This window comes from Wenyingzhuangia sp., from assembly GCF_039768515.1.
Taxonomy (GTDB): domain Bacteria; phylum Bacteroidota; class Bacteroidia; order Flavobacteriales; family Flavobacteriaceae; genus Wenyingzhuangia.
Map to the genome: position 1 here is coordinate 1 of NZ_JBDNAI010000138.1, position 11,746 is coordinate 11,746.

The 11,746-nt window shown below is 34.1% G+C and carries 13 protein-coding genes; 1 reads left to right on the forward strand and 12 read right to left on the reverse strand.

Going from position 1 to position 11,746, the window contains the following annotated elements; all coding sequences use genetic code 11:
- Nucleotides 1–15: 15 nt before the first annotated feature.
- The 12 genes from ABF281_RS08655 to ABF281_RS08710 form a co-directional block, all read right to left on the reverse strand.
- Nucleotides 16–690 carry an RNA methyltransferase gene (locus ABF281_RS08655; protein WP_347181279.1) on the reverse strand — a complete coding sequence of 225 codons (675 nt, stop codon included), beginning with the start codon at nt 688–690 and terminating at the stop codon, nt 16–18.
- Between the two features lie 4 nt (nt 691–694).
- Nucleotides 695–1,168: a DUF6495 family protein gene (locus tag ABF281_RS08660; RefSeq protein ID WP_347181280.1), complete on the reverse strand. Its 474-nt coding sequence runs from the start codon at nt 1,166–1,168 to the stop codon at nt 695–697.
- Nucleotides 1,169–1,265: 97 nt separating this feature from the next.
- A complete protein-coding gene (gene rplI / locus ABF281_RS08665) occupies nt 1,266–1,712 on the reverse strand; it encodes a 50S ribosomal protein L9 (RefSeq protein ID WP_347181281.1) in 447 nt (148 codons plus the stop codon).
- A gap of 13 nt (nt 1,713–1,725) precedes the next feature.
- Entirely contained in the window at nt 1,726–2,022 is a 297-nt protein-coding gene (rpsR, locus tag ABF281_RS08670) for a 30S ribosomal protein S18 (RefSeq protein ID WP_347181282.1), read from the reverse strand.
- 2 nt (nt 2,023–2,024) lie between these two features.
- On the reverse strand, nt 2,025–2,363 hold the full coding sequence (gene rpsF, locus ABF281_RS08675; RefSeq protein ID WP_347181283.1) for a 30S ribosomal protein S6: 339 nt from the start codon (nt 2,361–2,363) through the stop codon (nt 2,025–2,027).
- Nucleotides 2,364–2,447: 84 nt separating this feature from the next.
- Nucleotides 2,448–3,911 (reverse strand): oligosaccharide flippase family protein, encoded by a 1,464-nt coding sequence (locus ABF281_RS08680; RefSeq protein ID WP_347181284.1) that lies wholly within the window; start codon nt 3,909–3,911, stop codon nt 2,448–2,450.
- Nucleotides 3,912–3,915: 4 nt separating this feature from the next.
- Nucleotides 3,916–4,998: a UDP-N-acetylglucosamine 2-epimerase (non-hydrolyzing) gene (gene wecB / locus ABF281_RS08685; protein WP_347181285.1), complete on the reverse strand. Its 1,083-nt coding sequence runs from the start codon at nt 4,996–4,998 to the stop codon at nt 3,916–3,918.
- A 1-nt stretch (nt 4,999) separates the two neighbouring features.
- Nucleotides 5,000–6,253: a glycosyltransferase family 4 protein gene (locus tag ABF281_RS08690; RefSeq protein ID WP_347181286.1), complete on the reverse strand. Its 1,254-nt coding sequence runs from the start codon at nt 6,251–6,253 to the stop codon at nt 5,000–5,002.
- Entirely contained in the window at nt 6,250–7,473 is a 1,224-nt protein-coding gene (locus tag ABF281_RS08695; RefSeq protein WP_347181287.1) for a glycosyltransferase family 4 protein, read from the reverse strand. Before ABF281_RS08695 ends, ABF281_RS08690 begins: the two co-directional genes overlap by 4 nt.
- Complete coding sequence (locus ABF281_RS08700; RefSeq protein ID WP_347181288.1) at nt 7,457–7,975, reverse strand: methyltransferase; 519 nt, start codon at nt 7,973–7,975, stop codon at nt 7,457–7,459. Before ABF281_RS08700 ends, ABF281_RS08695 begins: the two co-directional genes overlap by 17 nt.
- Nucleotides 7,968–10,394, reverse strand: a complete 2,427-nt coding sequence (locus ABF281_RS08705) for a YfhO family protein (protein ID WP_347181289.1) — start codon at nt 10,392–10,394, stop codon at nt 7,968–7,970. The genes ABF281_RS08700 and ABF281_RS08705 overlap by 8 nt, the downstream gene beginning before the upstream one ends.
- 17 nt (nt 10,395–10,411) lie before the next feature.
- Nucleotides 10,412–10,666 (reverse strand): DUF4834 domain-containing protein, encoded by a 255-nt coding sequence (locus tag ABF281_RS08710; protein ID WP_347181290.1) that lies wholly within the window; start codon nt 10,664–10,666, stop codon nt 10,412–10,414.
- 98 nt (nt 10,667–10,764) lie between these two features.
- Here ABF281_RS08710 and ABF281_RS08715 point away from each other — a divergent pair.
- A partial coding sequence (locus tag ABF281_RS08715; protein ID WP_347181291.1) for a transporter occupies nt 10,765–11,746 on the forward strand: 982 nt, incomplete at its 3' end.

An 11,746-nucleotide genomic window follows, 5' to 3' on the forward strand; every position in this document is an offset into this window, starting at 1 on the left:
AAGCCTTAGGTTATTTTAAGCTTTACGCTCTCTATAATATCTCTCTTTGATCAATTTGATTGAACCAATTGATTTTTCTAACCATTTCAAATACAATTCTTCTTTTTCATCATCCTTCAATGCCCAATCTACATTAGATTGATGTAGCCTATCCGTGGTATTTTGTAAGGTAATCGCCGCTGCAACAGAAACATTTAAACTCTCTGTAAAACCATACATAGGAATTTTCAAATAACCGTCTGCTTCACTCATCACCAAATCAGAAGCCCCCTCGCCCTCTACACCAAAAACAAAAGCTGTTTTTTTTGTGATATCAAAATCAGACACAAAAGAGGAATCTTCATGAGGGGTCGTTACAATAATTTGATACCCTTTTCGCTTTAAATCATCAACACAATCTTGTGTATTGTACTCTCTTGATTTGAATCTATGAAAATCTACCCACTTCTGAGCTCCTTTTCCAACTCCGTTAGAGATATATGCGCTGTATTTATTCTCTATAGTGTAGATATCTTGTATTCCAAAAACATCACAACTTCGGACTACAGCACTCCAGTTGTGTTTTTGATATAGATCTTCCAGGACAACAGTAAAATGCTTAGTTCTATTGTCAAGCACTTGTCTAAACAGGGCTCGACGTTTTTCTGTCACGAACCCTTCAAGATATGCGGTTAATTCTGGATCTACCATGTTTCTAGGCTACAAAATTTTTTAAGTTCTGATATAAAGCTCCTTCTTTATTTATGCTTGCCCCTTTTAGAATAAGGTCAAAAATTTCTAGGTTTCGCTCCTTCTCATATTTTTTAGCCCCTTTGAAGAATTCAAATTGACCATTCTTAGGATGATGCAATAAGGTCTGAATTCCTTCTTTGCTAGACAGATCAATAGATTGGTCTTTAGATTTTATCATAATCCTTTGTATCACACCCTCAGAGCAGAAGAAAAGATTGATGCTTGATTTGGAAAAGTGCTCAATATATTCTGCTTTGGTCAAAACATCTTCCCAAACCATATCACTAAAAATATTAAGTTCCTCATCTGCAACATCTGGTTTGTTAGCTTTGATGTCATTCCATTCTCTCACATCTATCTGCTGAGATGCTAAAAAAGTAGCAAACTCATGATGTAATGCTTCTAATTGTTCTTTGGTCAGTTGAATGTATTTCATATATCAGATATCAGTCCTTAAAAACAAGGCTATTTTATAAAAAAAAAGCTCACTATCCAAGTATGGAAGTGAGCTTTTTATTATTTAACAATGGTAATTACTCACCAACGATTTCAAATTCTAAATCAACCGTTACAGTTCTATGCAAACGAATAGCAGCTGTATATTTCCCAGTTCTTTTGATAGATCCTCCAGCTATTTTGATGAATTTTCTCTCAATTGAATGTCCAGCTTTTTCTAATGATTCAGCAATGTCAATATTCGATATAGAACCAAACAACTTGGTTCCTTGACCTACTTTAGAAGTCAATTTAATCTCTAATGCCTTGATTGCTTCAGCAGTTACATTAGCTTCTTCTACTAATTTAGCTTCTTTGTAAGCTCGTTGCTTTAATGTCTCTTCTAAAACTTTTTTAGCAGACTCCGTTGCTAAAACAGCTTTTCTTGAAGGTATCAAAAAGTTACGTCCGTAACCATTCTTTACTTCTACGATATCGTCTACAAACCCTAAGTTTTCAACGTCTTGTTTTAATATTACTTGCATGATAGTCTACTTATTATTTTAATAAATCTCCAACATAAGGCATTAATGCCAAGTGACGTGCTCTCTTTATAGATTGTGCCACTTTACGTTGGTATTTTAAAGAAGTTCCTGTTAAACGTCTTGGTAAAATTTTACCTTGCTCGTTTACTAAGTACATTAAGAAATCAGCATCTTTGTAATCAATATACTTGATGTCTTTCTTCTTAAATCTACAATATTTAGCTTCTTTTTTAGTCTCGATGTCTAAGGGAGTTAGGTATCTTACATCACCTTTAGATCCTCCTTTTGCTTGTTGGTCTATATTTGCCATAATTACTTCGCAGATTTTAAGTTAGACTTTCTTTTCTCAGCCCACGCAGCAGCATGTTTATCTAACTTAACAGTTAAATAACGCATAACGCTATCGTCACGTCTGAACTCTAATTCAAAAGGAGCTACAACTTCTCCAGCAACTTTATACTCAAACAAGTGGTAAAATCCACTTTTTTTCTTTTGGATTGTGTAAGCTAATTTTTTTAGCCCCCAATCTTCCTTATGTAACATTTCGGCACCTTTAGAAACCAAATAGTCCTCGAACTTTTGTACTGCTTCCTTTACCTGAACATCAGATAAAACGGGATTCAAAATGAAAACAGTTTCGTAATGATTCATAATGATTGTTTTTTTATTAAAATTAATCGGGTGCAAATATAGTGTTTTTATACATACATACAAAACACACACCCCAAAAACAACTTAGTTTTTAAGTTTTGATTTAAACTGATGATAAAGAGCTGTTAGATCTGTAGAAAGCTGAAAATAAAGGATCACCAAAACATAAGACAAGCCCAATAAAACAGACTCCAAGAAAATATTGATGACAGGATGAAATTGAAAATCAAGAAAGATTCCAATACCAGTGAATACAATAATAAAAAACAAAACGATCCAAGTTTTACTTGTCGTCGGTTGAATTTTGAACTTCTTTTTTACATAAATCAACTTGATTGTATTGAAAACCATAACAACAATCAAAGTTGACAATGAAGCCCCTGCAATACCCAAAACATCAATCAACCAATTGTTTAACAAAACAACAGAAACAGCCATCAACAAGCCGTAGGGTAATAAAACTTTGTAGTATTTAGAATTAGAAATAATCGCTCCATTGTTTCCCAAAAACATATGATACAATTTGGCTGTTGAGATCATCAAAACAATCCAAAAACTTCCTGTATATTTTTTTGGCAAAAACATGTTTAGAGACTCCAAATTGGCATTGACCAATATAAATAGTAAACCCGAAACAATTAACAATGTAATGGAAGTTCTTTGATACAAACCCAAAACCTCATCTTCTTTTTTATCATTGATCGCTTTAGCAGTTAGAGGTTGTACGATTTGACTCATTGCTCTACCAGGGATTTCAATCACGGAACCTATATAAACAGCTACGGCATAAAAAGCAACTTGCGCTATCATTTCTTTTTGAGGAATCATAAACTTATCTATATCTATCAGTATAGTTGCCGCTGAACCTGCCATAATGATGTATAGACTATATTTTACAACTTCATCAAAGTTTTCTGGTCGTTTGAAATTTATTTTAGGGGTATAGGTTTTGAATGCATAGCACATCATGATAAACATTTGTGCAAAATAAGCCGCGACCAAACACAACACAAATTGATGACTACTAATGATGTTAAAATAAACAGCAAACAACAAAATGGTAACCATAGACCTTATAAAAAGCTCTTTTAATACGTTTCCAAAAACCGATTTAAGGTGCACTCTTGCCCAAGCATAAAAGATCTCAAAATAAGCAGTACAGACCGCTACCAAAAAAATTAAGTATGTATATGGCCTCACCAAAGAATTCTCTTGAGACAGTAAACCTGAGATAGTATCATAAAAAAGAACACAAATCAAGCCTAAAGGAACAATCAAGAGCAAAGGAAGCCATATAGCTGACGTTAGAAATTTATCTATTTCAACTCTGCTATTGAAAGAAGAAAAAAACTTCACAATACTATGATTCACTCCTAAAGCCATTAAGGGTTTTATCATAAAAGCGGTTGAACATAAAAAAGTGACCAATCCATAATATTCTACCTCTAAGAAATAAACGTACAAAAACAAAGTATTGACGGCTCCTACCAAAATAGCAATGAGCAAAGTAATAGTGTTTTTGTAAGATTCTTTTAAAACAATTCCCATAAAACTAAGAAATCAATTTGCGTATTTCCTCATAAATCCTTTCCCCCACCTGATTTCCATATAAAGACAAAGAAAAATCATGTTGAGTATTTAAGTGATGTTTTGTTGCTTCTTGCATTCTAGTAGCATTGCTCCCTACCAAAGTAGCAAATCCATGATTGACCAATTCTACCCACTCTGTCTCTTTACGAGCAATCACACAGGCTTTTTTGTTAAAAAAAGCTTCTTTTTGCAAGCCACCACTATCGGTAATCACCAAAGCACAGTTTTGCAACAAAGCCAACATATCAAAATAACCCACAGGGTCTATAAATATAATCGGATAGTTTAATTGATGGGTTTCCAAAATAGATTTGGTTCTAGGGTGCAATGGCATGACAACTTGTTTTTGCGAGTGAACAGTTGCTAAACCTTCAAAAATTTCTTTTAACGCATCTACATCATCCGTGTTTTCTTGTCGGTGGATGGTTGCCAATACAAAATCTCCTTTTGTTAATGTATGTTCTTCTAAAAAAGTTACTTTTTCTTTGGACAAAGCCCCATAAAATTCAACAGCATCTTTCATAATATCTCCAGAGTTTACCATTCTAATATCATGATTTTTAAACCCTTCTTCCTCTAAATTATCCATAGCTGTTTGGGTAGGACACAATAATAGATTTGAGATTCTATCTGTTACAATTCTATTAACTTCCTCAGGCATAGACATATTAAATGAACGTAAACCCGCTTCTATGTGCACTACTTTTATACCAAGTTTTTGAGCCGCCAATGCACCTGCTAAAGTCGAATTGGTATCTCCGTAAACCACCACAGCTTCTGGCTTCTCCACGAGTAAAACTTCTTCTATTTCTACTAGCATTTGCCCAGTCATAGCGCCATGACTCAATCTATTGATATTTAAGTTGTATTTTGGAACAGGAATTTGCATTTCTTCAAAAAACACTGAACTCATATTTTTATCGTAATGCTGGCCTGTATGCACAATCACTTCATCCAGCTCGTTGTGCTTTATAATCACTCTACTTAGGACCGCCGCTTTGACAAACTGTGGTCTTGCTCCTAATATGGTTACTATTTTTTTCAATTTATTTTTTGATAATATTTGCCAATTGTGTTGTTAACGTTCTTCTGTGATATTGTTCTACTCCAACCGAGTTCACCTTTAAATTACCTTCGCGATACTGTTTGTGTAAATCTACAAGTATTTCTTTTAATTTATTCACTTCCTCAAAGTCTACTACAAAACCAGCTTTGGAGGCTTCTAAAATAGCAGCTAAATCTCCATCCGTTGGAGCAATAGCTACTATAGGTCTTTGTGCCTGTAAATATTCAAATATTTTTCCTGTTACAATTCCTTTTGCACTTGGCACATTATTCACAGCCAACAATAAAACTTGTGACTTTTGCTGATATATTTTCACCTCATCGTGAGGTACATAATCTATAAATGTTACTACTTCTGATAATTTATATTTTTCAATGCTCTCTTTTACTTCTTGAGCAACTTTTCCTATCAGCTGAATTTGACAGGTGATTTTTTCTTTCAACTGCGATAAAGCTTCCCATAACACAATTGGGTTTCTATCGGCATTTAAAGTCCCTACATGAGTAATTGTAAATACTTTATTTAAGTCTTTTTCAGCGCTCAATACTCCATCAAAACCATTGGTGATGACCTTTACATTTTTTGAAAACAGATCGTATGATTTTTTCATTTGATTTCCCACTACCAAAACCTCATCGGCATGTCTTAAAACTTCTTGTTCTAAATTTTTATGTTTTTTTATAGATTTTTGAGTCAAAGGCAATTCATGAAAATAATCAATCTCTACCCAAGGATCTCTAAAATCTGCAATCCAACGTATTCCTAATTTTTTTTTTAACCCTAAACCAATCATGTGAGCAGTATGTGGTGGCCCCGTAGAAATAATTGCATCAATTTTATTTTTAGCGAGGTAGTTCTCCAAAAACAAAATAGAGGGTTTGATCCAAAACATGCGAGCATCTGGAATAAAATAGTTGGCTCTAACATAGGCAACAATTTTAGAAATCAAACTTTTTTTAACGCTAAGGAATCCAGCACTTTGCTTTTCTTTTTGCTTAGCACTAAAAACATTTAACAATCGATGCGGTTCCCAGATAGGTTGTTTGATAATCTCTACTCCTTTAGGAATCTCATCTAACAATGAATCATCTACTATCGGATAATCCGGATTTTCTACAGTATAAACTACTGGAGTAATGTCAAATTCTTGTAAATATTTCACAAACTTTAACCAACGTTGGACGCCTGGTCCGCCAGCAGGTGGCCAATAATAAGTAACAATCAATACTCTCATCTGGTTTTTTTAATCTGTTGATATATTTCACTTAGACCCTTAGCTGTTTTATCCCAGTTAAAATCTGACTGAATCAAAGCTGCACCTTTTTCACCCATCTGATCCATTAGGGATGGCTGTCTATAAAGTGTCTTCACTTGCTTAGCAAAATCTACAATATCCTCCGCTTGGTGGCTGAGACCTACTTGATGTTTTTCAACCCACTCTTTTTGAGCAGTAGAATCACTGACCAAAAGTGGCCTTCCTAAACTTGAGTATTGAAATAATTTATTTGCATATGTCGTGTCATGATGCTTATTCCTATGCAAAGGAGAAATACAAATATTGGCAGTTAAAATATACGACGGAAATAATTTTTCGTGCTGCCAACCCTCAAAAGAAACAATATGCTGAATCGATAATTTATCTACTTCAGCCCTCAAGATATAATCTTCGGTACTTTTCCCTACAACAACTAGCTTTATGTTTTTAATACTTTTCTTTAACTCTGGTAATGCCCTAATCACTGTTAATAGACCTCTTCTAATAGCTGTATCTCCAATATACAAGAGCACAAAATCATCCTCAAACTTTTCCGCTATGCGCTCCTCTAAGGAATATTTTGTGTAAAACGCTTTCAAAACAGTATTGGGAACAGGAACTATCTTTTGTGAAAGGATGTTGGTCCTCTCCAAAAGATCTTCTTTAGCACCTTCGGTAACCACAATGACACGCTCTGCCAAACTTGAATACTTTTCTTCTGCAGCTTTCCACCGATCAGTATCTATGAGCCATTTCCCTAATCCTCTTTTTAAGTGTGGATAAAACTTCATGATTTCAGGTCTATTCTCGTGTAAATCTAAAATATACGGAACTTTAAGGGTTTTACTAACTCTACATGCAGCGCTTACAATCTGGATATCATGTACATGCAATACTTCAATTTGATAAGACAAAATGAACTCCTTTATTTTGGCACTCATTTTTAACTTATAGTAAGGAAAAGCATATGCCATTGCAGAACTTTTGTACAACAAACGATGACTGAGATAGCGAACAACTTTTATACCTCTATAATCCTCAAGACCTACTTTTTGGGCATCATAAGTCAAACAAAACAAGAACAATTCATATCCTTTTTCAATCAGATATTGAGCTTCATTTTCTACTCTAGGATCAGGTGGGAATGTTTTATCTAACACCATTCCTATTCGCATACTACTATTATTTTCGTGCTGCATAAACTGCGTAATAACGTGGCGTAAATCTTCTTAAAAGTGGTCTAACCCCTATCTTGTCTATTGGACTAGTCCACTTGAGCGTTTTTTTGATCTTCCAATTGGATTTATCCAAGAGCCAATCAAATTGCCAGTCTTCAAACTCGTGATAATGTCTATCCCAATCATCTGTCTTGCTCTTATAAGCGTTGGCAAACCATAGCTTTAAAGGAATCGTTGTGATTAACTTTTCTGCCTTTATCATCTTTAATAAAACAAAGGGAGAAAGTAAGTGTTCTAATATTTCAAAAGCTACAACCGCATCTACTTCAACATTTTTAACTATTTCTGGAATTTCGTCTAAGTCTTCTCCTTGGGTGTTCAAAACAGTATAACCACTTTGCTCCATCAATTCTGTTAAAGGATTTCTTACCCCTAAATCCAAAATCACTGCGGGAGCAGGTAATACCCTCTGTAAAAAATCAAGAGTATGCTTATATCTTTTCGAAGGTGTTTTTTTATACATTTTCAAGTTTTTTTTGTCTTTCTACCCAATAAATTGAAATGGACATAACCATCAACAACCCATACCCCAATAAACTCAACATAGAACCTTGTTGAATCACTTCTGGCTCAAATTTAAACACGATCTCATGCTTTCCTGACTCAACATTGATGGCTCTTAACACATAGTTAGCTCTAAAATGAGTAGTTAATTTTCCATCAACATACGCATTCCAACCTGGTTGATAATACATTTCGGAAAAAACAACCAATTGAGGTTTTTCTGATTCATAAGCATAAACCAACACATTGGGCGAATAAGAAGTCAACGCAACTCTTGCTGTGCTGTCCTTTTCTGTAGAAGCTACAGCAAACTCCTTTGTATTGACAACAATATCATTTTTAGAATCAAAGCCTGTCAATGCTAGTATTTCCTCATCTGCACTGACTGCAGGAACGATACGATTCACAAACCAAGCATTTCCATTCGCTCCTGAATTTAATTGGGCTTCTAAAACATCACTTTCTGAGGCAGTGATAAAATATTTTGTATTCAACATGTTAAGAACTTCCATATTATTCTTTGACAAATGATAATCTACAAGCTCTTGATATCTTCTAGGCTTAGCTGCGTGATAACCTCCTATAGAATTGTGATAATAAGAGGTAGCCCCATCATTCATGAAATTTTTACTGAAATTAGCAACTCTATAGTGTCCTTTATCCTTCAGAATTTGCTGATCTGCTTTTGACAAGAAAAATGGTTTATCTACTTTACTAGCCAACAAGAAATCATCGTCGTTTACATAGCGCTTAGCAACTGACAAAGTATCAAATAACAAGACTAACCCAAGTACAAGGATTGCATATTGCTTTTTGATCTTGTTATATATAAGTCTCCATAAAACAACAATGGTAAAAACCACCAAAACAATAGACCTAAAACCATCTTCAAACAAAATAGCTTTTCTATCAGCTTTTAAAGCCCCTAAAAAACCTGTTATTTGTTGGTCATAATAGGCATCATTTAAACCAGAAAAACTGAAGAATACTCCTCCTAAGAAAGTAAAAAACACTAAAACACTTCCAACTATTATCGTTCCTTTTTTAAGAGATAAAACCTTGTCTGCTCTGGACACCTCATTCGACAATAAATCTTTAAGGGCTAACATTCCCAGTAAGGGGACACAAATTTCGGCTATCACTTGAATGGAAGATACAGCTCTAAACTTGTTGTAGAGTGGTATATAGTCAATAAATAAATCGGTTAAAAAACCGAAATTTTTACCCCAACTCAACAATACAGAAAAAACAACAGCAGCAATCAATCCTTTTTTCAACCATCCTTCTACCAAAAAGCAACCTACAAAAAATAAAAAAACAAAGACAACTCCTATGTAGGCAGGAGCTGCAACAATAGGTTGACTTCCCCAATAAGTTGGAACATTTTTTGAAAACTGCTTGGCCTGATTCATTCCTATCCTAGGAGCTAGAAATTTATACGTATGAGAGTCAGTACCCAAATCTTCACTATTAGCACCACCGACCAAACGAGGAATCAAAAGGTTAAAAGTCTCCAAAATCCCATAACTATACTGAGTAATATAATCTCTAGATAATCCTGAGGTCACCTCTTTAGGAGTACCCTGTGGAGTTAAGGTCAATTCACTCTTACTTCGTGTACTATGAGAGGCATATTCTTTTGTTGCCAATAAACTTTGTGCATTGGTCAATAAACCTATTGTCATTGCTAAAACAATGACTGAAACTGGTTTGACTAACGCTCTTAATTCATTCTTTTTCAAGTGTTCTATGGTATAAAAAACGCCTACAAAAAACAACATAAACAACATGTAATAAGTCATTTGTGGATGACTCGTATGGATTTCTAAAGATGTCGCTAATGCTGTTAATAAGAAACCGAGGAAATATCGTTTTTGAAAGAGCAATATAACACCGGAAAACACTAAAGGAATGTAACCTATTGCATGAGCTTTAGCATTATGGCCAACACCAAGAATAATAATGAAATAGGTGGAAAAACCAAAAGCTAAAGAACCCAAGAGAGCTAACTTCCAATCAAACTTCAAGACTGTTAACAAAACAAAAAAGCCAAGAAAATACAAAAACAAATAATCTGCAGGTCTAGGTAAAAATCTAATGACAGTATCTATTTTTTTTATGTAATCATTGGGATAATAAGTACTCAATTGATACGAAGGCATACCTCCGAAGGCAGCATCAGTCCAAAAAGCCTCTTTACCATTCTGCTCTCGATAATCTTTTAATTCTTTAGACATCCCTATAAACTGTGCAATGTCACTTTGAAATATTTTATACCCTTTTAGGACAGGCTTAAAATAGAAAAGAGCAACAACACAAAAAGAAACGATAACAGACGCATAAATAAATAATGACTTCAGATTGTTTTTTTGATTCATAGCTATGATGTTTTACATTAATCTACCTCCTCATAATCAACATACTCTCCTACATTACTATCTGTAGAATGACCTGATTTGGGTTTTTTATCAATTGTGACTGTTCCCTCTTTTTGAGAAGGCTCTTTTTTCACTTGCTGACCCGTTTTCTTTTGCACGTAATTCACCAATAATACTGGTACCACATATTTGACAAACAACTTAAAGATGTAATAGACGGTAAGTATCGTTAATAAGGTCCTGATAAAACTTATAAAAGCTGCTTCTTGCATGTTTACTATTTTAATTATTCAAAAATAATAATTTGAAAATGAACCTACCTCCTCAACCATAAAATATTATATTTACAATATATATTTATCACGATTACATGAATAGAATTCTTTATTTCTTTCTTTTTTTTATTTTTATTTCGAAGATAAACTATGCACAATATACAACAATCATCAACGCAAATAGACCCGGAAATACTGAGACAGCTTATGCCGTCGGTTTGGGGGTTTTACAAATAGAAAACACTACATCTCACGAAAGATTAAAAACACCTAAAGGAATCAACACAACAAGTGCAATTGGTAACGATATTCTTATCCAATATGGTTTTTTATCTGAACGGTTTCAGGCGAGTATCAATCACCGTTCATCTTATGGAAGAAATCTCAACAATAATGACAAAGTTAACGGAACGGAACGTTTTTCTATAGGAGTAAAGTATTTAATTTATGAACACATAAACAAGGAACGCAAAGAATTAAAAGAAAGCTGGAAAAAAAGATACGGATTCAAATACAATGGCTTATTTCCTAGTATTGCTGTCGCTGTAAAATACAATACGCCCATCGCAAATGAAAGCTTTAACAACGAGGCACAAAATAGCTTAGTTCTGAGTATCATTACACAAAACAACATCAATAGAAAATTAAGACTCAATAGTCAATTCAACTACAATAATTTCAAGAAAAATTTCACCAATATTTCATATGCTTTATCAGCATCTTATGTACTAGCACAAAGATGGAACCCTTACATTCAAATGCAATTTCATAAATTCAAACACGACCAATACTTTTCTTTAGGGACTGGAATCCCTTTTCTGGTCAATAGAAATTTTATGATCTCAGGACACTATAACATTCCGTTTGGCTATCATACTAGTGGCCATCAATTCGGAATAGATTTAGCCTATCGTATTGACCACCACAGAGACAACTGGCAATACCTAAAAAAAACCTCTACAGAAAAAAAGAGTGTTAAAACAGACCTCGTAAAAAAAGAAGAATTCATCAATTCAATACTTGAAAAATCTGAGAGAGAAGTTGAAGTTGAAGTTGAAGTTGAAGTTGAAGTTGAAG